The following is a 21,422-nucleotide window of genomic DNA, read 5'->3' as shown; positions in this document are numbered from 1 at the left end:
CGTCCTCCGGCTTGGTTGAAATCCGTCCTTCACCTGTCGAGCTCGCGCTCGAGCGCTTTCGGATTGGCCGCGAGACGCTGCCGGATCTCTTCGGCAACGTCTCCGACATACATCTCTTCGAGCCCGTTTTTCAGCCCCGACACGATCGCCTGCGCGACCGCGCGCGGCGCGACCTTCGGCGGCGGCACGGTCTGGAACCATTCGGTGTCGACGGGCCCGGTGAAGAGATTCATGACCTTGATGCCGCCCGGCCTCAGCTCCGCGCGAAGGCAGTGCGACAGCGACAGGCACGCGGCCTGCGAGGCCGAGTAGGCGCCAAAGGCCGGCCAGTTCGCAAGCGCATAGACCGACAGAATGTTGACCCAAGCGACGCTGTTGTTGATGCCGTCGGCGCCGCGCATCCGCATGGCGGGCCCGAAGGCCTGTGCAAGATTGATGAAGCCGAGATAGGCCTGGTCGATCTCGTCCCGCGCGATGCTCGTCCCCTTGCGGTCGAGCAGGCCACCCGCTCGCACATATTCCGTCGTATTGACGAGGATTTCCACCTTGCCGCCGATGTCGGCCGCAAGATCGGCAGCAGATTTTTCGTCGGCCGCATCGAGCGTGACGACCTCAACGCCCTCCTGCCGGCGCAGCAGATCTTCACCGGCAAACGGCCGCCAGGGTTCGGCCACGCCAACGAACACGGTCTTCGCGCCCGCGGCCTTCAAGGCGACGACGGCTTCCTGGCCGATCACGCTGCGGCCGTTGGTAACGAGCACCCGCCTGAATTTCGGATCGGCCGTCATTTCCCGCCACTGCCTGTCGTCTGCCATGTTGGGAGTCTCCCCCTCGGGTCGGGCAAAGGTCACTGCCTGACCGCTCTTGTCGAGTTGAAGCGACATGCGGACCGGCGCGCCCTCGACGCAGTCGGTATGGAGGTGCGCGACGATCGTCGGGCCGCAGTCCATCTTGACGAGCCCGATCCGCCACGGCACCCGTTCGCGGAAATAGACGTCGCTCGGCACACGCGCTGTCGTCTCGGCCAGAAGCACGCCGCCACGCGGAGCGTCCGCGAATGCGAGGTCAGGCGACAGGCAGGACGGGCAAGCTTCCCGCGCCGGATAAGCGAAAGCGCCGCAGGCCTCGCAGCGCTGGAGCATGAAACGCCCCTCGGCGGCCGCCCGCGTGAACCCGTGCGATGTCCGGCTGCGCGGCCTCGGTGGCGACGCGGGAAGCCGCGTCCGCAGCAGCGGGTTTTTGCGCCGGGGCGGCTTGATCGGCTCGATCATCGTGACGGCCCTGCAAAGATCGCGGCACCCGAAGCGAGTCCACGGTCATAATTGATCATACCGAACCCGGAGGCCAAGCCGAGGCGCGCATTCCTGACCTGCGTGGGGCCCGCGGCTCCCAGCACCTGCCGCAGCCCCTCGACGAGGCCGAGATAGGCACCGGCGGCACCAGCCTGCCCGACGGAGAGCTGCCCGCCAGAGGTATTGTGCGGGAAGTCGCCGTCGATGGTGAGATCGTGCGCGCGGACGAATTCCGCGCCCTCACCTTTCCTGCAGAAGCCGAGATCCTCGAACTGCATCATCGTGATGACGGGATAGTCATCGTAAGTCTGGACGATGTCGAGATCGTCGGGATTCACGGCGGCCATGGCATAGAGCTCGCCGACGTCCATCGCCCAGCCACCGCGCACCTGCATCGGATCGTCGGCAAAGGCGTTGTGCCGCTCGATCGTCGATAGCAGTCGGGCCGCGGGCAGCCCGAGCGATGCAGCGGTCTCCTCGCGCATCACCAGAAAGGCTTCTGCGCCGGCGCAGGGCATCACGCAATCGAAGAGGTGGATCGGATCGGAAATCGGCCGGGCCGCCAGATATTGCTCGAGCGTCAGCGGCGTTTTCATCAGGGCGTGCGGATTGCGCAGCGCATTGGCGCGCTGGGCGACCGCGATCCTGCCGACGTCCTCGCGCGAGACGCCGAAGGTCCGCATGTAGTTGCGCGCAATCAGCGCGAAGCTCGCGTTGGCGCCGCCCGCGCCGTAGGGGTAGACGGCGTCCTGGTTGAAGCGCGAGAAATTCTCGAGCGTCAGGCGGAAGGAATCGACATGGTTGGTGTCGCCCGCCACGCAGGCGACGATGTCGGCGTCACGGGCCTGGACGGCGCGCGCAGCCTTTCGCAAGCCTGCAATGGCGCTGGCACCGCCGAGCGGGATCGTGTCGAGCCAGCGCACGCAGAGACCGAAATGCTGCGTGAGCCCGATGCCGCTGTCGGTGCCCATGGTGAAGCTCGAGACGCAGAGGCCGTCGATATCGGAGGCCTTGATGCCGGCCTGGGCCACGAGCGCGCCGAGCGCGCGGCCGATCCACCATTGCGCACTCTCGATGGAATAGCGCACATAGGGAATCGTGACGGGAGCCGCCATCACGATGCCGTCGTAGGGTGTGCGCTGGGAGTTCGTCACCGGTCGCCCGCCTCAGCTCACCGTCAGCCTGACGTCGATATTGCCGCGTGTCGCGTTCGAATAGGGACAACGCTCATGCGCACCGGCGACGACTTCCTCGGCGACGGCTTTCTCGACCCCGGGCAGACTGACCTTCAAGTCGACGGCGAGTGCATAGCCGACCGCGACCGGTCCCATCGCGACCTTCGCCGTCACGGACGGCTCGGCGGACGGCACGACCTTCCGGGTGCGCGCCACCAGCTTGACCGCGCCAAGAAAGCACGCGGCATAGCCGGCCGCAAAGAGCTGCTCCGGATTGGTCCCCTCGCCGCCGGGGCCGCCCATCGATTTCGGCAAGGACAGCGAGACCGATAGCAGACCATCCGCGCTCGCCGCCTTGCCGTCGCGGCCACCGGTGGCCGTCACCTCGGTCTCGTACAGGATCTTCTCGGGTGTCATCATGTCTCGTTCTCCAGAACTCGGCGCTGCGCCCGGCCCTAACGCTTGTTGCGTGCGAGCATGGCGCGAAAGTCACTGCGGGCCAGATCGCTGGCGCGACTGAAGCTCGGCCCGCGGCTGGGCTCGGTGCCATTGAGCCGCCTGAGCTGCACCCACATCTCGGCGCTCTTGAGCGCCACGGCTGCACAATTGACGACAGGGGCATGCCCGACCTTCAGGCCGTGCTCGCGTCCAATCAAGAGGCCGGGAAGAACGCCGGCCGGAATCACCACATCGGCGCCCCGCTCCGTCAGCGGCAGCGCGCAGGCGACGAAATCCCTGATCATGCGGGCCTGTGCCGCTTCATCGCCTGCGAACGCATCGGCAAAATCCTCGGGCTTGCAGCCCATGCCGGTCACGTGAACGACGCGGTCACCGAGGCCGTAACGTTCGGCCTGCTCGTAGTGCCAGACTTCGAAGACGGGATCGAGCGTGACGAGACCCAGGCGCCGGCCAAGCTGCGATGCCGCAAGCAGCGTCGCCTCGCCGGTCCCGATCACGGGAATGGCGAGCGTCGAACGAAGCTCGTAGAGGCCGGGATCCTGGAAATGTCCCATGACGAAGGCGTCGAACCCACTCTCCTCGGCCGCGATGCCATTGTCGATGGCCTGGACCGCGCAGCGCAGTTCGGCGAGCCGTCCGAACTCGCGGTCCGGCGGCGAAATCCCTTCGACATGCACCGTCGTGCCGGGCGCCGCGATCGTGTTGAGGTATTTTGTCAGCAGCGCCATGTAGGGCGCGTTCACGCTCGCATCAACGAAGCTCTGCCAGAAGATGCGCATCGTCCTTCTCCTCGAACGGTCCATCGGCGGATCGGTCGTCGGCTGCCACGATATATTTCAACCATAAACTAATTGACCCGTCAAATGTGCGCAGCAGCACCTGCGAAGGGCGCTCTCGCACCGCAGCGAGAACGCCCTTTCGGCGAGCTGAAGAGATCAAGGAAATGGCGAACTCTGATGGAATTGTATGCAACAACATTTTTTTCTGACGGCGCCGTGACACGTGTTGACGGCCCCGCCAGAAATACTTTAGGCTTTAAGTAATCCTCCACCGGCTGCGGCCGCTGGCCAAGACAATGATGTTGCAGGGCACCGATTTTGAGGGACTCGATCGTGTGGACAGTCGTCGGGCTTGAAGAGCCGGCAGCAGCATCTCCGGTCGCGCATCGCGACTGCGGCAATCACTTTCCGTCACATCGAGAGGCGCCCGCCGGTTTCCGCCGATGGGCCCGTGATTTGAGCGGCACGCCTCGCCATGGTTGCTGACGCCCGGCCGAGCGAACTCTCTTCGGCCGCGCCCTGCGTTTGGCGCTGCAACAATACTTTCGATCGGTTTGTACCCGGGCTCGCTGCCCGGTTGGCAGTCATTCGTATCCAGCATCAACGGAGGAGAACGCACATGCGAAAGACTCTGAGCTTCCTCGCACTCGCTGCCGGCGTCCTGGCAGCGCCGGCTGCGCAGGCCGACATCACCATCGGCTTCGTCACGTCGCTGAGCGGCAACGGTTCGTCGATCGGCATTCCCTACGGGCGCGGCATCAATGCCGCCTACGAATACAAGAAGACGATCAACGGCGAGACCGTCCGCCTGATCCAGCTCGACGACGGCTCCGATCCGTCGGCCGCCACCCGCAACGCGCGCAAGCTGGTGGAAGAAGAGAAGGTCGACCTGTTGATCGGGACCGCCACGGCGCCGTCGACCATCGCCATGGCGGCGGTGGCGAGCGAATTGAAGGTGCCGATGATCGCGGTCTCGCCGATCGGCAAGCTGCCGGAATCGCCGGAGCAATGGGTCGTCTCGGTGCCGCAGCCGGCCTCCCTCCTCGTCAAGATCGTCGCCGATCGCATGAAGCGCGATGGCATGAAGAACATCGGCTATATCGGCTTCTCGGATGCGTGGGGCGACCTCGTCTACAACGGCGCCAAGGCGGCGGAAGCTGCCGGCGAGATCAAGCTGCAGACCAACGAACGTTATGCCCGCACCGACACCTCGGTGACCGCGCAGATCCTCAAGGTCATGGCCGCGCGTCCCGACGCCGTGCTCGACGGCGGTTCGGGCACGCAGGGCGCCCTGCCGCTTCTCAGCCTCGCCGAGCGCGGCTTCAAGGGAAACACCTACGGCACGGTGGCACTGGTCAACCCGGACTTCGTGAACGTCGGCGGCAAGGCGGCCGAAGGCATCCAGGTCTCCGCCGGCCCGGTGATCGTGGCCGAGCAGCTTCCCGACGAGCACTTCGCCAAGAAGATCGCGCTGGATTTCCGCGCGGTCTACCAGAAGACCCACAACATTCCGACCACCGACGGCTTCTCCGCCTACTCGTTCGACGCCTGGCTGATCTTCGCCAACGCCGCCGAGCGCGCGCTGAAGAGCGCAAAGCCCGGTACCGCCGAATTCCGCACGGCGCTGCGCGATGCGATCCTCAGCACCAAGGAGCTGCCGGGCGTGCATGCCGTCTACAATTTCAAGCCGGGCGCCGTGACCGGTGTCGACGAGCGCTCGCTGGTCGTGGTGCGCCTCACCGGCGGCGCCTGGAAGTACACGCCGTAAGCGCAGACAGTCAGAACGGGGGAACGGCGTCTCAATGACGAGCGACATCGCAGCCATTCTTGCGATCGACGGGATCGCCACCGGCGCAGTCTATGCGCTGGTGGCGATCGGAACGGTCCTCATTTTCACGGTGACGCGGGTCATCTTCATTCCCTTTGGCGACATCGCCGCATTCACCGCGCTCACGCTTGCAGCGCTCGACGCCAAGCGCTTTCCGGGCACCGGAGCGCTGGTCGTGATCCTGGCCTGTCTTGCGACCCTGATCGAAATCATCTCGCTCCTGCGCGCCAGCGAGCTTCGCCTCCTGCCGCGCGCGCTTCTCTTCTACCTCGTGCTTCCCCTGGCCGTGGTCGGCGCCGCCTGGCTTGTCATGCGAATGGACCCGCCCCTCGCCATCCGGCTCGTGCTGGCGCTGATGCTGATCACGCCCATCTCCCCGCTGCTGGATCGGATCGTCTTCCGCCCGATCGCCGACGGAACGGTGCTGCTGCTGCTGACCGTCTCCGTCGCATTGCACTTCGCGCTGGTCGGCCTCGGCCTCCTGTTCTTCGGACCCGAGGGCGTCAGGACCGAGCCGCTGACGTCGCTCTCGACCGAGTTCGCCGGCGTGCTGATCTCGGGTCAGACCATGCTGATCGTGATCGCGGCGCTGGTCTTCAGCGGCCTGCTCTATCTCTTCTTCGACTTCACGCTGGTCGGCAAATCCCTGCGCGCCACCGCGGTCAACCGCACCGGATCGCGGCTGATGGGAATCCGGCCCGCGCGCGCCGGAACGATCGCCTATCTGCTCGGCTCGCTGATGGCCGGCGTCTCGGGCATCCTGATCGCGCCTGTCAACACGGTGTTCTATGACTCCGGCTTCCTGATCGGCCTCAAGGCGTTCGTCGGCGCCATCGTCGGCGGCATGACCAGCTATCCCGGGGCCGCGATCGGTGCGGTCGGCGTCGGCATCCTCGAAAGCTTCGCATCCTTCGAGAGCAGCGCGCTGAAGGATGTCATCGTGTTCTCGCTCCTGATCCCGATCCTGATCTGGCGATCCCTCGCTTCGCTGCATTCCGAGGAGGAGATCGAGGAATGACGCGCTTTCATGTTCAGCTTGCCGCGCTGGCCGCGGTGGTGTGCCTTGCGCTGGCGCCCTTCGTGCTCAGCCCGTTCAGCATCACGCTGATGAACTATATCGGCATCTATTCGCTCGTCGCCATCGGGCTCGCGCTGCTGACCGGCGTCGGCGGCATCGTGTCGTTCGGACAGGCCGCATTCGTCGGCGTCGCGGCCTATGCGACGGCATGGGTGTCGGCCCTCAACGGCTATTCGCCATGGCTTGGCCTCGTGTTCGGCGTGGCGCTGACTTGCGGGGTCGCCGCGATCCTCGGCGTCGTCACGCTGCGGCTTCAGGGCCATTTCCTGTCGCTGTCGACCGTCGCCTGGGGCCTCGCCATCGGTTTCCTGTTCGGCAATGTCGAGGGGCTGGGACGCTTCAACGGCATCTCCTCGATCCCGCCGATCAGCTTCGGCTCGTTCGCGCTGGTCACGAGCGCACAGATCTATTTCCTGATCTGGGGCATCGTCGCCGCCGTGCTGTTCCTCGGCTACAACCTGCTGGACTCCCGCATCGGCCGCGCCATGCGGGCGCTTCGCGGCGGCAACACGCTGGTCGAGAGCCTCGGCATCAACGCGTTCCAGATCAAGCTCGTGACCTTCGTGATCGCGGCTTTCCTGGCCTCGCTCTCGGGCTGGCTCTACGCCCATATGAGCCGCTTCATCAGCCCGGGTCCGTTCGATGCCGGCATGGGCATCGAATATCTGATGATGTCGATGGTCGGCGGCGCCGGCAGCCTGCTCGGCGGTGTCGTCGGCGCCGCCATCGTCACCCTGCTCAAGAACAGCGTGCAGGACTATCTGCCGCTGATCGCCAAGGGCGCCTCCGGTCAGCTCGAGATCGTCGCCTTCTCCGCGCTGTTCATCCTCTTTCTGCAATGGGCACGGCAGGGCATCGTGCCCTTCGTCGCGCGCTATTTGCCGAAGCTCCAGCGCGAGCGGCCGCAGCCCGCCCCGCCCCTGCCCCGCCGTGCGCAGCCCGCGCCGGGCGAGCTCCTGCTGAAAGTCGACGGCGCCGAGCGGCGGTTCGGCGGCCTGATCGCCGTCAACAATGTCAGCTTTGAGGTGCGGTCGGGCGAGATCCTCGCCGTCATCGGACCGAACGGCGCCGGCAAGAGCACGATGTTCAACTGCCTGACCGGCGCGCTCAGGGTCAACAAGGGCGAGATCGTCTTCACGGGACGGCCGATCACGCGCGAGGCGCAATCGCGCATCGCCAAGGCGGGCATCGCGCGGACCTTCCAGCATGTGAAGCTCAGGCCGCGCATGAGCTTGCTGGAAAACGTGATGCTCGGCACCTATGCCCGCACAGGCGCAGGCCTGCTTGCCGGCGCGTTCCGCCTCAACCAGCGCGAGGAAGCCAGCGCCCGGCACGAGGCCTTGATGCAGCTCGAACGCGTCGGGCTCGGCGACAAGCCGTTCGAGCTCGCCGGCAATCTGCCGCTCGGCAATCAGCGCATCCTCGAGATCGCACGCGCGCTTGCTGCGGACCCGACGCTGCTCGTGCTCGACGAGCCGGCGGCGGGCCTGCGCCGCCAGGAGAAGCTGCGGCTTGCCGAACTCCTGAGGTCGCTACGGGCGGACCATCTGACGATCCTGATCGTCGAGCACGACATGGAATTCGTGATGTCGCTGGTCGATCGCATCGTCGTGCTCGATTTCGGATCCAAGCTCTGCGAGGGCGCGCCAGCGGCGATCCGCAGCGACGAGCGGGTTCAAGAGGCCTATCTCGGAGGCGTCGCGTGAGCGAGATGTTTTCCATGCGAGACGTCACCGTCTGCTACGACAATGTCGAAGCGGTCCGCAACGTGTCGCTGTCGGTCGAAGAAGGACAGATCGTCACCGTCATCGGCCCCAACGGCGCCGGCAAGACCACGCTGCTGATGGCGGCCATCGGCCTGCTCGCCTCGCGCGGCCGCATGGTCTTCCAGGGCGGCGATATCGGCAAGATGTCGGTCGAGGATCGCGTCGAGCGCCGGCTCTGCCTCGTTCCGGAAAAGCGCGAGCTGTTCTCCGACATGTCGGTCGCCGACAATCTCCTGCTCGGCTCCTACAGCCTGCGCGACCGCTCGGGCGTGCAGAAGACGCTGGACGAGGTCTACGATCGCTTCCCGCGCCTGAAGGAGCGGCAGCGTCAGGCGGCCGGCACGCTCTCCGGCGGCGAACGCCAGATGCTGGCGCTCGGACGCGCGCTGATGGCCAAGCCAAAACTGCTGATGCTGGACGAGCCGAGCCTCGGCCTTGCACCGCTGATCGTGCGCGAGATTTTTCGCACTATCGCCTCGCTGCGCGATCTCGGCGTGTCGATCCTGCTGGTCGAGCAGAACGCGCGCGCCGCGCTGGAGACGGCAGATTACGGCTATGTGCTGGAGACCGGCGAGATCGTGCAGTCAGGTCCAGCCAAGGATCTCATCCACGATCCCCGGCTGATCACGGCCTATCTCGGCGGACACTGACACCGGGCCGGATCAGGCCCGGCGAGCCGCACAACAAGAATATTCGAAAACAACCCCATGCACAGTAGCCCGCGCCAGCGATATCAATGGCTTAACACTGGACAACTACGGATTTTACGAAATCTGCTTGATCCGTCGGGCAAAACAGTGGCATAGTGTCATCATCGCGCCGTCCTTGGATCCTATGGCTTCGCGGCCAACTCGGACATCTGAGATCTCCGATGTGAACCGCCAGGCGCGGTCCTGCCTCGTCACACCAGACGGCGGCTTCAACGTTGTACGACGGCCGGCGCACGTAACGGCGCAAGCTTTGCAATCCATTTGCTGTGGGAAGGAGAGAAGAATGCTAGGGAAAGCGAAGGTGGCCACCCGTCTTCCAGCCAAGGACCTCGATCGGGCGCGGGCATTCTATTCCGAGAAACTCGGGCTCGAGCCGGTCGAACAACGCGAAGGTGGACTGCGCTACGTCTGCGCAAGTGGCGAGTTTGCAATATTCGTTTCGGCCGGAGTGCAATCTGGCACGCACACGCAGATGGGCTGGGAAGTTGAGGACATCGAGGCAACGGTGCGCGAACTTCGCGCGCGGGGCGTCGCGTTCGAGGAATATGACCTGCCCGGCCTGAAGACCGTTGACGGGATCGCCGAGATAGCCGGGAATTACGCCAGCAAGGGTATCGGTGAGCGAGGCGCCTGGTTCCACGACAGCGAAGGCAACCTTCTTGGAATCGGGCAGCCGGTTCGGTCCTGACCGGCGGCTGGATCGCAGCCGAAGGCAGCCCTTGACCCATTGCCGTCGCACCTATTCGGCAATGGGCTTAGGCGAAGCTAGTGCCCATACGGGCTAAGGCTACTCAGGCATTTTTCCGAAGGTTGCCCCAAGCCAGGCATCATGAACGACGCGAGACGTTCAGCCGTCGACCTCGGCGTAGGTTCGGACTCACATCCTGCAGCCGTCACACATGGAGTGGCCGAATCTCTTGCGGCCAGCCACAAGCGATTGCGAGCTTGCCGGCCCAAAACTTCGCCGATTCTTGCTCGGAGACATCAACGACCGTGAAGCCACCGAGATACTCCGGGGCGTTGGAATACCGACCTTCGCCAAACTGCAGTTCGCCGCTGATGTTATTGGCACTGAAAGCCTTGCTCAGATCTTCATCTACTCCCGCGGCGAAGATGAGCACGCCCGCTTCCTTCATCTCGGCCACGACTGCCCTAGCCAACGGTCCGCGAGACTGAAACCACTCTTCGGAGTGATCACCGACCCATTGCTGGTTGAAGTAGATAATGTAGTGCGTCATGTGACCTTCCTATTATCTGCGGCTAGGAGAACATACTACCCCAGATCATCGGTGTTTGGCGTATTCCGCTTATGACCCCGGCGGACCTTCACTCAGAGGGCTGCGAAGTCGGCTTTCGGGAGGTCGGCCGAACAGCATCATGCGAGCAGCCGAAGGCAGCCCTTGGACCCATTGCGGACCTCCTGGATGCGCGCCTCGGGGCGCCCATTTGGATGACCTCGCAACGATCAGCTGATCACCTTCGCAGCCCTCATGAGACTTTGTCGATCTTCACCCAGAGCGCACTTCCCAGTGTCGATCTGTTCCCGACCGCGTAGGTCCATGCCGGCAAGCGTAATGGTGAAAGCGCAAGTGCGATCACGGCCTGCCCAATTCGCTGCGCTTTGCTTCGCGGCAGGCCACGCACGAACTCACAGAAGCTGCCCGGTTTCTCCGCCCTGCGCAAAAAGCTGTCCACGATGTCTTCCCGGAGGAACTTCAGGAGCTTGAATGGTTCTCGTTCGCAAATGCTCAATCGCAGGCCATGTCGGCGGCAAATGGAATCAAACGCTTCTTTCGTCCAGCGGCCAATATGGTTCGGTGGCATGTCTATGAGCGATTCATGGCACTCCATATAATACGTTCGGATTTCGTTTGGCACGGCTATGAAGACAGAGCCTTGCGCCTTGAGAAGGTATTTCAATCGAGCGAAGACGTCATCCACTCGGTCCATGTGCTCGAACACCTGAAACATGAAGATGATGTCGAAGGCCCCTCTCATGGGGATGAAGTCATCCTCGCGAAGATCACCCGAAAAGGTCTTGTAGCCTTTGGATTGCAATGCCAATTGCGCTGTTTCGTTGTAGTCGACTGCGTAGATATCGGACGCGTGAAAGCAGTTGTCCTTGATGAGATCGAGAAAATAGCCGAACCCCGCCCCTACATCGATCGCAGTTTTTCCAGCAGTGCTCAGGCCACGCAGCTCTTCGATTGTCCTTGCATACTCCCATTTCATGGCTGGATAGGAAGGGTGTGGCGCGGCCAGGTTATAAAATTCAGCGCCACCCGCGACGAACGGATCTGCAAAGCCAAATCCGCAATCCGGGCACTTACGGATATCGCACGTGTCGCGGCCCCACAGAAGCGACAGGTGGCCTGTCAATTTTCGAGAGCGGTCCGGATACTGGCGCGGATTAACGAAGGATCGAGAAGCCTGATCCGCCGTCACTTCGAACAATTTGGCGGTTGATGCATTGCCGCATGCTGGACAGGTGCTCATCTATCCTGACCCCATTCAGCGTTTTGGTGGAGAGTGGTTGAGTTCGACTGTCTCGTCATCATTCGAATGAAGGCTGGCAAAGCGGCGAGCGCGGCAGCGAAAAGCGGAGATAGGCCAAGCTGCGGCGCGAAAGCGCATATCCTGGGAGCGGCCGCTCATCCCGATTAAACCGAAACCAGCCAGTCACGATTTTATAGTCCACCTGTCTCCTGCGCAGGGTTGTTCCGGTTCCCTGAGGCCTCCGTCGCCCACGTCGCCTATTAAGCCCTTAGCTCCCGCTCTGTTTCCACGCCTTGACGTCGGCTTACGGGGTGCGAACGGACCAAGGACGATGGCCGCGACGCTCGCGCGACATCACGCGTTCGGCGGGAACATCGAAGAATCGACAACTAGATTTCCAAATCTGGATGGTCCAGAGTATCAACTTCCAGTAGAATATCGGCGCATGCAAGTTTTCCAGGAGAGAGCCAATGGCCGATGAGCTTGTGACGGTTGTCCTCGAAGGCGAGCAAAGTGCCGTTGAGGAGCTTCATACTGAACTCGACAAGGTCGCAAATACGCGCACCAAAAGCGGAGAAATTGAGCAATGGGATGGTGAGGGGGCGCAGTTGGTGAATTTAGCTGTGCAGATCGCTCCTATTGCCATTCCCGCGGTCTCGGGGATCATCATGGCGCTTATCAGACGTCGCAGGCCCGGCGAGATACGCGGCATATCCATCAACGGAACGTCGATCACGGCGAAGGAACTCGACGCTGATGGACTGGCAAAGATAATGCGGGAGATGAACCAAAAGGCGCCTCCCCCGAAAAAATAGTATGACCTGTCGAACGGGGCATGATCATGCGATTCAGAGGCGGCTGCAGCCTTGCTAAGCTGTTTTCGGGGAAACCGCCGGTTGAGCTGAGTCTCGACGGATATTTTCCCACCACAGCCATTGATCCGAAATATGATTTGGATCTAGCCTGCATCGCTCACAAAGTTAAATCAAAGCACGTCGCTCAGGTCACGGCATCGTCCCATGACTTCGAGTTAGCAGGCTTGACCCCGATAGCCGCAACCAACGGCCCCACTTTCAAGCGGGACCTGGCAGCGATAATCCAATCCGCCAAATCGGTTACTAGTTGCAAGTTCTCGGTCTACCGGGCGGATGGCGGTCTACCGGCACACTTCACGATCAAAAGCGGCAATGGCGAGCCTGTACCCGTGTGCTATAGCGCGCGGGCGGCCGTCTACGCTCAGCTATTTAGCCATGTGGCTTCGCTTTACCTCGGCGGCTCGACTCATATTCCTGGCTTCGATATCGGCGATCAGTTCCGGCGCATTTGCCTCCGTCTCATGGCGGACCATTTGCTGCACGCAGGAGAGCTCGTGGCGGCCGTCGCCTGTTTCGCCGCTGCGCGAAATCACGCTCTATACGACCCGTTCGTCCAAGGTCGGCCGATGGCCGATGGGTTTGTGCAGATCCGTTGGCATTCCGTCCAAACGCCAGCGTTCTATTATCCGCTTTGGTATTTTGCGTTCGCACATGAGCTGGGTCACCGTGCGGAGCCGGAGTTGATACCCCAGATTTGGGATTATAAGCGAGTTTCTCACGCGGCGGCATGCACGGAGCTCGAGAATTCTGCCCGATCATCCGAGAGAGATTATAAAGGCCTCCATGCAGCCGACGTCGCACGCGGAAAAGCTGACGCCGTCTATCCGGGATGTCTGGTTGATGAGTTTAGGCAAAAGATACCGTCGTGGGTGAAGGACCTGAGATCCGAAATGCTGGCCGACCACGTCGCGACAAAACTCATCTGGGAAGTTTGCGTTGACGCTGGACGTAGAGAAAGGAAGGGGCAGCCTGACATAATTGCATTTTTTTCCGAGGTGGCGCTGTCACTCATGTACCTTCTGGCCTGTCAGATCGTTGGCAAAGCTCTTTCGTTAAGCGGGTTACGCGACTCAGCGGACAAAATTGAACGACTGACGGTGTTCAACCGATTTACCTCCTACACGGCCATCCGCTTGGGCACGCTCATTGATACAATGATTGACTCTCCAGAAATCGTGGGCATGCCGAAGCTAAGAAAACGAAATGCCGATAAGCTGAAGCGAGTCACCGAGAGCATTGCCCCGATGGGCAACATGCTCACACAAGCGAGCCTGCACGCCATTGATTACGTTAGTGTAGCCCGAAATACGCGTGAACCCGAACTTGATCGGCTTCTCAGCACCCCCATTGGCACGTATTCTCATTTTGGCGATACAGCTACATTTTGGGACACAGTGGACGAGATGGACCTGTGGGGCACTCCTGACATTCTTCGCGAGCGGTTCTCGGAAATTAAAACCAGTCGGGATAGGATTATCAGGTCTCTTCAAGGTTAGGCGTGATCCTCTTGGCGCAGCCTTCTATCGCGGCGCTGTAAGGGGCGCTGCCCCCCTGATCTGGGACGAGACTAAAAAGGGCATGCCCCAGCTAAAGCATGATCCGGAAAAGTGCGCAGCGGTTTTCCGAAAAGATCATGCTCAAACAACAACCTAAAGCGCGATGACGATTCATCCTAATCTCATCGCGCTTTTGGCCCCAGATCGCACCACCCGCGTCAGCATCGGAAAATGCTTGTTGCCGCCCGCGAATGGCGGGAATTTTACGAAGTCCGCGCGCATGCGCGTGATGACGTCGGAGCCGAGCGCGTGCGCAAGGGCTTGCGGGCTGTCGAACACCAGCTTGTTGCGCTGCATGTGCTCGACCCGCTGCGACGGCAGCCGGTCGACCCAATCGATGCGCGTGCAGATCTCGATCTGACGGACATTCGGGAAAGTCCGCATGATCGGCGGGTGATGCTCCAGATAATGCAAATTCCAGGCGTTGATGTCGTCGGCCGGCCCCGGATAGTGCACGAGGTAGCTGCACGGCGTCACCGTGCCAGGCGCATGCGCGGCGTCATCGACGGGAAAGGCGCGCGTCAACATCGCCTGGTGCGTCACGTCCAGTCCGGCAAGGCTCGACAGGCCGACGCCTGAGGCGAGATCAGCGAGCACACCAGCGCGATCCAGCGCGGCCTCGCACGCAAACAGGTCCGGGAAACGCAATTGGAGCGCAAAGACCGGCCCGGTGCCGTCGTCCTTGTAGGGATGATCGACCGATTGCTCCAGCGGCGTGAACAGCAGGCCCTCGGTCATGTCTGGGATCGATCCGAGCATGCCAGATGCAGCCGCAAGATCGTCCGCATGAATTCGCCGCGCGCCGGCCGGATCCGAGAAGGTCATGAAGAGCGAGATCATGATGCCGCGATCTCCTCGCCGGCATGCAGATGCGCCACGAGCGCCGCGCGTACATCATCCGGCCACGGTATGGCGCGGTGATCGACCAGCGAGGTTGCGGCAACAATCTGGCGCGCGCGCCAGCGCATGCCGTCGGCGCCCGATATGACATGGGCCAGATGGAGCGACGATCCGCCCACCTTGCTGATGCTGAGTCCAAAGCTCAGGAGATCGCCGAACATCGACGGCCGCGAGAAATCGCAGGTCAGATGCACGGTCGGCGTCCCGATCTTCCGGACCGCGATCAATTCCGGCCAGGGAAAACCGATTCCCGCCCAGAAGTCCTCGACGACGCCGTTGAGGATGTTCAGATAGGATGGGAAATACGCGATCCCCGAAGGATCGCAGTCCCCGAAGCGCAGCTCGCGATCAAACGAGAACGACGTCATCAGATCGCGACAACCGGGTGCCGGATGACACCGACACCATCGACACCGGCTTCCACCACGTCGCCGGGCCACAGCCATTCCTGAGGAGTCATACCGGCACCGACACCCTCGGGCGTCCCGGTCGCGATGATATCGCCGGGCTCGAGCGTCATCCCCGACGAGATGTCGGCAATCAGGACCGGGATATCGAAGATCATGTATTTGGTGTTGGAGTCCTGCTTCATGACCCCGTTCTTGGTCAGCCAGAGCCGCAAGTCATGCGGGTTCGGGATCTCGTCCGCGGTCACGATGCACGGGCCGAACGGCGCGTAGGTATCCATGCCCTTGGAAAAGATCCACTGGCCGGCGCGGCGATTGTCGCGCGCGGAGATGTCGATCATGACCGAATAGCCGAAGACGTGGTCCATGGCCTTCTCGACCGGGATGCGCGTCGCGGTCTTCCCGATGATGACGGCGAGCTCGACCTCCCAGTCGAGCTGCTGCGTCATCTTCGCGTTGTGATGAATTGCGGCGCCGGGACCAATCACCGAGGTTGGCGGCTTGGAGAAAACCACCGGCTGCTTCGGCAGGTCCTTGCTGGTATCCAGGCTCTTGGCGGACTCCGCAACATGCGCGCGGTAGTTCAGCCCGATGCCAAAGATGTTCTTGCGCGGACGCGGGATCGGCGCCTGCAGCTTGACGTCCTCGACCGGAACGGCGGAGCCGGTCGGCGGGCGCCCATTGGCATTCTCCAGGCGCTCTTGCAGCGCCGGCAGCAACGTCACGCTGTTGTCGATGAATGACAGCATGTCGCTCGGCCAGGCAACGCCGCGCGAGGCGCCGAGACGCTCGATATCGACGACCAATCCGCTGACGAGGACTCCGAGACGGGATCCGCTGGAGCCCGTGGTGTAGGTGACAAGGCGCATGGAAGCTATATCCGGCTCTTTCGATTGATTCGGTGAAAGACGTCAGGCGGCTACCGGCTGGTGCCCTGCATTGTCGCCATAGGCCTCTTCCCGGTAGAAACCGAGGCCCTCGATGACGGGCAGATCGTTGAAGCAGAACAGGCAGGCGTCCTCGCTCGAAGACGCATTGCCGTGCTCGTGCCAGGCCCAGGACGGCACGCAGAAGATGTCGCGCTCCTCCCAATCCAGACGCTTGCCGGCGATGATCGAATAGCCGCTGCCCTTGGCAACCTGATAGATGAAGCTTCCGGTGTGCCGGTGCGACTTCGTCTTCTCCCCCGGCCGCAGCAGCTGCATGCTGGCGCCGATCGTCTGCATCACATGCCCGCCCGTGACCGGATTGACATAGTTCATGAGAATGCCGTCGTAGGGCGAGCCGTCGGTCGCGGCGGCGTATTTCTGCAAGGCGTCGTAGGTCGGCTCCCACTCATACTTGAACATGGGCGAATAGCCCTTCGACCACGGCGCGTTCACCGGGCGAAGGCCGGGATTGCCCCAGGTCTTGGTCATGTCGTCGACGGGATAGCCGGATTCTTCCTGCTGGACCTTGGGATGCACGACGAAGAAATTTGCCTCCAGCGCATTGACGAGCGGGATGTCGAGGCCGTCCTGCCAGATGCAGACCGAGCCGCCTGCGTCGACACCATGCTCGTGCCAGGTGCCGTTCGGCGTGAGCACGAAATCGCGCGCGCCGAGCGTCATCTTGTGCCCATCGACGATGGTGTAGGCCCCCGCGCCTTCCATGATGAAGCGCAATGCGGAGGCCGAGTGCGCGTGGGCGGAGGCGACCTCGCCGGGATGCATCACCTGAAGTCCCGAATAGAGCCAGCCCACCGCGGCCGACACGTCGCGGCGGCCGGGATTGTTCAGATAGATCACCCGCCGTCCCGCCTTTTCCGGCGAGACCAGCTCGACCGAACGCAGCACATGCTCACGCAGGTCCTTGTAACGCCAGAGCACGGGAACGGACGCCGATTGCGGCTGCCATGGCTCGATCTTGTTGGCGACCGTCCAGAGCGCACCGGCTTCATACTTTTCGAGGTCCTTGTAATAGGCTTTGAGCTCGGGGGTGTCCTCGACATTGGCCCGGCCGATCACGTTCTCACGCATCCTATCCTCCAAGTCCTGTTCGACGAAAAGTCCGGTTTGACGAAGTCCTGTCTCATGGCGCCACATGGTCGACGTGTTCCGAACCGTCGACAAGCCTGGCGCCGTGGCTGGCTGCCTCACGGACCGGTGAAGCCGCCTTGTCGGCGGTCGCGCTCGCGTCGAGATATAGGGGTGAGGCCTGGACGGCGGCAGCTCTCAAGCGAGGCAGCTTCGGCATTGGCCCTACCCTGTCGCGGGCTCATGATCTTCGCTTTCGAAGCAGAGCTCCAGAGGCGTGATAGCATGGCGCGGCGTTGACTTACTTTACATGTAAACGTATGCTAACGCATATTTCTGGAGGGTGCAATGGCTGAACGGTCTTTTGCTCGCGAGGTCGAGGATCTCCGGCTCGGCGATGGCGACACGTTCCGCGGCGAAGGCATCCTCGCCATCACCAAGGCGCTGCTGCAATCGGGTGTCGCCTATGTCGGCGGCTATCAGGGCTCGCCGATCTCGCACCTGATGGACGTGCTCGCCGACGCCAAGGACGTGCTCGACGATCTCGGCGTCGTGTTCCAGAGCTCGGCCAACGAGGCAGCGGCCGCCGCCATGCTGTCGGCCTCGGTGATGTATCCGCTGCGCGGCGCGGTGGCCTGGAAGTCCACGGTCGGCACCAATGTCGCCTCCGATGCACTCGCCAACCTCGCCTCGGGCGGCGTCACCGGCGGCACCATGGTCATCGTCGGCGAGGACTATGGCGAAGGCTCCTCGATCATGCAGGAGCGCACCCACGCCTTCGCGATGAAGTCGCAGATGTGGCTGCTCGACCCGCGCCCCGACCACGAATGCATCGTCAATCTGATCGAGAAGGGTTTTGAGCTCTCGGAAGTCTCGAACACCCCCGTGATGCTCGAGGTCCGCGTTCGCGCCTGTCACATGCATGGCAGCTTCGCCTGCAAGGACAACGTCAAGCCCGCCCACACCATCAAGGACGCGCTGAACAATCCAAAGCGCGACGTCGGCCGCATCGTGCTGCCGCCGGCGGCCTATGAGCACGAGCAGGAGAAGATCAAGACGCGGCTGCCGGCGGCGATCGGCTTCATCCGGGACAACAAATTGAACGAGTGGATGGGGCCGCAGCAGGGTAAGGTCGGCATCATCATGCAGGGCGGCATGTACAACAACGTGATCCGCGCGCTGCAATATCTCGGGCTCTCGGATGCCTACGGCAATACGCAGATCCCGCTTTATATCATGAACGTCACCTACCCCGTGATCGATGCGGAGGTCGCGGAGTTCTGTCTCGACAAGGACGCAGTCCTGATCGTCGAGGAAGGTCAGCCGGAATATCTGGAGCAGGCGATCAATACCGTGCTGCGGCGCAAGGACATCCAGGCGCGCGTCCACGGCAAGGACGTGCTGCCGATGGGCGGCGACTACACCGCGCAGGTCCTGCTCGGCGGCGTCAGGGAGTTTTTAGAGAAGACCGAGCCGCGGCTGCTCGGCAACCGGCCGCCGGCGCCCGATGCGGCTCCCGTGCTCAATCATCCGGCGATCGAGAAGCTCAAGCAGGTCGTGCCGGCGCGCCCACCAGGACTCTGCACCGGCTGCCCGGAACGGCCGATCTTCGCCGCGATGAAGCTGGTGGAAGAGGAACTCGGCCAGCACCACGTCTCAGCCGACATCGGCTGCCATCTGTTCTCGATCCTGCCGCCGTTCAACATCGGCGCGACGACGATGGGCTTCGGCCTCGGCCCGGCCTCGACCTCGGCCTTCAACGTCAAGGCCGACAAGCGCTCGATCGCGGTGATGGGCGACGGCGGTTTCTGGCACAACGGCCTGACCAGCGGCATCGGCAACGCCGTCTTCAACAAGCATGACGGCGTCTTCGTCATCGTCGACAACTACTACACCTCCGCGACCGGCGGCCAGGACATCCTGTCCTCGCGCGCGGCCAACAAGCGGCGCAAGACCAACAATTCGATCGTGCAGGCGGTGAAGGGCATCGGCGGCCAATGGGTCCGGCAGATCGACCGCACCTATGACGTCGGCAGGATGCGCGATACGCTGAAAGAGGCGCTGACGACGAAGGACGAAGGCCCCAAGGTCATCGTCGCCTCCTCCGAATGCATGCTCAACAAGCAGCGCCGCGTGAAGCCGCAGATCAACAAGGCGATCAAGGACGGCGTCCGCACCGTCAAGGAGCGGTTCGGCGTCGACGAGGACGTCTGCACGGGCGACCACGCCTGCATCCGCCTCTCGGGCTGCCCGTCGCTCTCGGTGAAGCAGCTCGACGATCCCCTGCGCGACGATCCGGTCGCGGCCATCGACAATTCCTGCGTCGGCTGCGGCAATTGCGGCGAGGTCGCCGAAGCCGCCGTGCTCTGTCCCTCGTTCTACCGCGCCGACGTCATCCACAATCCAAGCCGCTGGGACAAGTTCAAGTCGAAGGTCGCCATGTCCGTGATCGGCTGGCTGCAACGGCGGCGCGACCGGCAGCGTCCGCCCCTCGAGGCGCTGGCATGAGGGACGAGACGGTACGGCTGGCCCTCCCGGCCGCTGGAGATGCGACCGAACGGCCGATCTCGATCGCGATCGTCGCGATGGGCGGCCAGGGCGGCGGCGTCCTCACCGACTGGATCGTGCAGCTCGCCGAGAACCATGGCTGGGTCGCGCAATCGACCTCGGTGCCCGGCGTCGCCCAGCGCACCGGCGCCACCATCTACTACATCGAGGCGATGCCGCCGGCAGGCGGCCGCAAGCCGATCCTGTCGCTGATGCCGACGCCCGGCGACGTCGACGTGGTGATGGCGGCGGAATTCATCGAGGCCGGCCGGTCGATCCTGCGTGGCCTCGTGACGCCGGAACGCACGACGCTGATCGCCTCGAACCACAGGTCGTTTGCGATCGGCGAAAAGATCGTGCCGGGCAACGGCATCGCCGACAAGGGCGCGGTGACGGGTGCGATCGGCGTTGCCGCCAAGACCGAGATCATCTTCGATCTGAATGCGCTGGCGATCGCGCATGGCAGCGTCATCTCGGCGGCGATGTTTGGTGCGCTGGCCGCGGCGGGCGTGCTGCCGTTCAGCCGCGAGAGCTATCTCGACGTGATCCGCGCCGGCGAAAAAGGCGCCAAGGCCAGCATCCGGACCTTCGAAGCCGCGTTCGACCGGGTTCAGGCTGGACCTTCCGACGTTGCAGCACCGGCACAGCCGGCAGAGACCGACGCCCGTTCCTCGCCAACGCCCGCCGATCCGCAGCTCGCCGCCCTCGTCGCGCGCCTGACGCAGGAATTGCCCGGGCCGGTGCAGGCGATGGCGCGCGCCGGCCTGAGGAAGGTGGTCGATTTCCAGGACGTCGCCTATGGCGCCGAATATCTCGACATCCTCGGAACGGTCTGCACCGCAGACCGGAACTCCGGTGGCACCGAGCGGGGCTACGCGTTCACGCAGGCCGCCGCAAAACATCTCGCCAACGCGATGAGCTATGACGACGTCATCCGCGTCGCCGACCTCAAGACTCGATCCAGTCGTCGCACGCGGATCGAGCGCGAGCTGGAGCTGTCGCAAGACCAGGTGCTCCAGACCACCGAGTTCATGCACCCGCGCATGGAAGAGGTCATGGGCATGCTGCCGGCAAGCTTCGGCCGCTGGCTTGGCACGAGGCCCCGCCTCCTCGGCTGGCTCGATCGCCGCGTCAACAGGGGACGCCGGGTGCGGACCTATTCGTTGCCCTGGTTCCTCGCGCTCTATGTGGTGGGCGGGCTGCGCGGCATGCGCCGCCGCTCGCTACGTCATGCGGTCGAGACGGCGCACCGGGACCGGTGGCTCAAGCAGGCGATTGATGCCGTCGGCATCAACTACCAGCTCGGCGTCGAAATCCTGCAATGCCGCCGGCTGGTGAAGGGCTATTCCGATACCCACAGCCGCGGGCTGTCGAAATTCGACAGGACGCTGGCTACGATCAAGCTGGTGGAGCGGCGCGACGATGCCGCCGACTGGGCACGGCGGCTGCGGGAGGCGGCGTTGAAGGACGGCCCGGGCAAGGAACTCGACGGCGTGATCCAGACCATCAAGAGCTTCGCGTGATGCCCGCGGCTGGCCG

Annotated in this window: 19 protein-coding genes; 9 read left to right on the top strand and 10 right to left on the bottom strand. The window is 63.1% G+C overall.

Annotated features, from left to right (window positions below):
• Positions 1-29: 29 nt before the first annotated feature.
• From GPL20_RS19525 to GPL20_RS19510, 4 genes are read right to left on the bottom strand one after another with little or no spacing between them, the layout of a single operon-like run.
• Positions 30-1,271: an SDR family NAD(P)-dependent oxidoreductase gene (locus GPL20_RS19525; protein ID WP_157331123.1), complete on the bottom strand. Its 1,242-nt coding sequence runs from the start codon at positions 1,269-1,271 to the stop codon at positions 30-32.
• Positions 1,268-2,446, bottom strand: a complete 1,179-nt coding sequence (locus tag GPL20_RS19520) for a thiolase family protein (RefSeq protein WP_254125568.1) — start codon at positions 2,444-2,446, stop codon at positions 1,268-1,270. The genes GPL20_RS19525 and GPL20_RS19520 overlap by 4 nt, the downstream gene beginning before the upstream one ends.
• 12 nt (positions 2,447-2,458) lie before the next feature.
• Positions 2,459-2,887, bottom strand: coding sequence for an Ohr family peroxiredoxin (locus tag GPL20_RS19515; protein ID WP_157331122.1), 429 nt, complete (start codon positions 2,885-2,887; stop codon positions 2,459-2,461).
• A gap of 35 nt (positions 2,888-2,922) precedes the next feature.
• Entirely contained in the window at positions 2,923-3,705 is a 783-nt protein-coding gene (locus GPL20_RS19510; RefSeq protein ID WP_157331121.1) for an aspartate/glutamate racemase family protein, read from the bottom strand.
• Positions 3,706-4,324: 619 nt separating this feature from the next.
• On the opposite strand from GPL20_RS19510, the gene GPL20_RS19505 reads away from it, so the two are divergent.
• The 5 genes from GPL20_RS19505 to GPL20_RS19485 all read left to right on the top strand — a co-directional run bounded on the left by GPL20_RS19505 (position 4,325) and on the right by GPL20_RS19485 (position 9,775).
• A complete protein-coding gene (locus tag GPL20_RS19505) occupies positions 4,325-5,473 on the top strand; it encodes an ABC transporter substrate-binding protein (protein ID WP_157331120.1) in 1,149 nt (382 codons plus the stop codon).
• A gap of 34 nt (positions 5,474-5,507) precedes the next feature.
• The gene (locus tag GPL20_RS19500) at positions 5,508-6,551 is read left to right on the top strand and encodes a branched-chain amino acid ABC transporter permease (protein WP_157331119.1); all 1,044 of its coding nucleotides are present in this window, start codon (positions 5,508-5,510) and stop codon (positions 6,549-6,551) included.
• Positions 6,548-8,317 (top strand): branched-chain amino acid ABC transporter ATP-binding protein/permease, encoded by a 1,770-nt coding sequence (locus tag GPL20_RS19495; RefSeq protein ID WP_157331118.1) that lies wholly within the window; start codon positions 6,548-6,550, stop codon positions 8,315-8,317. The genes GPL20_RS19500 and GPL20_RS19495 overlap by 4 nt, the downstream gene beginning before the upstream one ends.
• The gene (locus GPL20_RS19490) at positions 8,314-9,027 is read left to right on the top strand and encodes an ABC transporter ATP-binding protein (RefSeq protein WP_212470554.1); all 714 of its coding nucleotides are present in this window, start codon (positions 8,314-8,316) and stop codon (positions 9,025-9,027) included. The genes GPL20_RS19495 and GPL20_RS19490 overlap by 4 nt, the downstream gene beginning before the upstream one ends.
• A gap of 343 nt (positions 9,028-9,370) precedes the next feature.
• Complete coding sequence (locus tag GPL20_RS19485; RefSeq protein ID WP_157331117.1) at positions 9,371-9,775, top strand: VOC family protein; 405 nt, start codon at positions 9,371-9,373, stop codon at positions 9,773-9,775.
• Between the two features lie 205 nt (positions 9,776-9,980).
• Here the strand turns inward: GPL20_RS19485 and GPL20_RS19480 are convergent, their stop codons facing one another.
• Both GPL20_RS19480 and GPL20_RS19475 read right to left on the bottom strand, forming a co-directional pair.
• Positions 9,981-10,325 (bottom strand): YciI family protein, encoded by a 345-nt coding sequence (locus GPL20_RS19480; RefSeq protein ID WP_157331116.1) that lies wholly within the window; start codon positions 10,323-10,325, stop codon positions 9,981-9,983.
• Between the two features lie 250 nt (positions 10,326-10,575).
• Positions 10,576-11,583: a class I SAM-dependent methyltransferase gene (locus GPL20_RS19475; RefSeq protein WP_157331115.1), complete on the bottom strand. Its 1,008-nt coding sequence runs from the start codon at positions 11,581-11,583 to the stop codon at positions 10,576-10,578.
• A gap of 470 nt (positions 11,584-12,053) precedes the next feature.
• Here GPL20_RS19475 and GPL20_RS19470 point away from each other — a divergent pair, with 470 nt between their 5' ends.
• Both GPL20_RS19470 and GPL20_RS19465 read left to right on the top strand, forming a co-directional pair.
• Entirely contained in the window at positions 12,054-12,398 is a 345-nt protein-coding gene (locus tag GPL20_RS19470) for a hypothetical protein (RefSeq protein ID WP_157331114.1), read from the top strand.
• Between the two features lie 20 nt (positions 12,399-12,418).
• Positions 12,419-13,954 carry a hypothetical protein gene (locus tag GPL20_RS19465; protein ID WP_157331113.1) on the top strand — a complete coding sequence of 512 codons (1,536 nt, stop codon included), beginning with the start codon at positions 12,419-12,421 and terminating at the stop codon, positions 13,952-13,954.
• A gap of 171 nt (positions 13,955-14,125) precedes the next feature.
• On the opposite strand, the gene GPL20_RS19460 is transcribed toward GPL20_RS19465, so the two are convergent.
• Genes GPL20_RS19460 through GPL20_RS19445 form a run of 4 tightly spaced genes read right to left on the bottom strand, consistent with a single transcriptional unit; the run spans position 14,126 to position 17,339 of the window.
• Complete coding sequence (locus GPL20_RS19460; RefSeq protein ID WP_157331112.1) at positions 14,126-14,854, bottom strand: hypothetical protein; 729 nt, start codon at positions 14,852-14,854, stop codon at positions 14,126-14,128.
• Positions 14,851-15,282: an acyl-CoA thioesterase gene (locus GPL20_RS19455; protein WP_157331111.1), complete on the bottom strand. Its 432-nt coding sequence runs from the start codon at positions 15,280-15,282 to the stop codon at positions 14,851-14,853. The genes GPL20_RS19460 and GPL20_RS19455 overlap by 4 nt, the downstream gene beginning before the upstream one ends.
• A complete protein-coding gene (locus tag GPL20_RS19450) occupies positions 15,282-16,190 on the bottom strand; it encodes a fumarylacetoacetate hydrolase family protein (protein ID WP_157331110.1) in 909 nt (302 codons plus the stop codon). The genes GPL20_RS19455 and GPL20_RS19450 overlap by 1 nt, the downstream gene beginning before the upstream one ends.
• 42 nt (positions 16,191-16,232) lie before the next feature.
• Positions 16,233-17,339, bottom strand: coding sequence for a cupin domain-containing protein (locus tag GPL20_RS19445; RefSeq protein WP_157331109.1), 1,107 nt, complete (start codon positions 17,337-17,339; stop codon positions 16,233-16,235).
• A 345-nt stretch (positions 17,340-17,684) separates the two neighbouring features.
• Between GPL20_RS19445 and GPL20_RS19440 the strand changes: the two genes are divergently transcribed.
• Together GPL20_RS19440 and GPL20_RS19435 are read left to right on the top strand one after the other, a co-directional pair.
• Positions 17,685-19,844, top strand: coding sequence for a thiamine pyrophosphate-dependent enzyme (locus GPL20_RS19440; RefSeq protein ID WP_157331108.1), 2,160 nt, complete (start codon positions 17,685-17,687; stop codon positions 19,842-19,844).
• Complete coding sequence (locus GPL20_RS19435; RefSeq protein ID WP_157331107.1) at positions 19,841-21,406, top strand: indolepyruvate oxidoreductase subunit beta family protein; 1,566 nt, start codon at positions 19,841-19,843, stop codon at positions 21,404-21,406. The genes GPL20_RS19440 and GPL20_RS19435 overlap by 4 nt, the downstream gene beginning before the upstream one ends.
• Positions 21,407-21,422 lie beyond the last annotated feature (16 nt).

The organism is Bradyrhizobium cajani, from assembly GCF_009759665.1.
Classification (GTDB): domain Bacteria; phylum Pseudomonadota; class Alphaproteobacteria; order Rhizobiales; family Xanthobacteraceae; genus Bradyrhizobium; species Bradyrhizobium cajani.
This window is presented reverse-complemented; position numbering and strand designations above follow the sequence as displayed.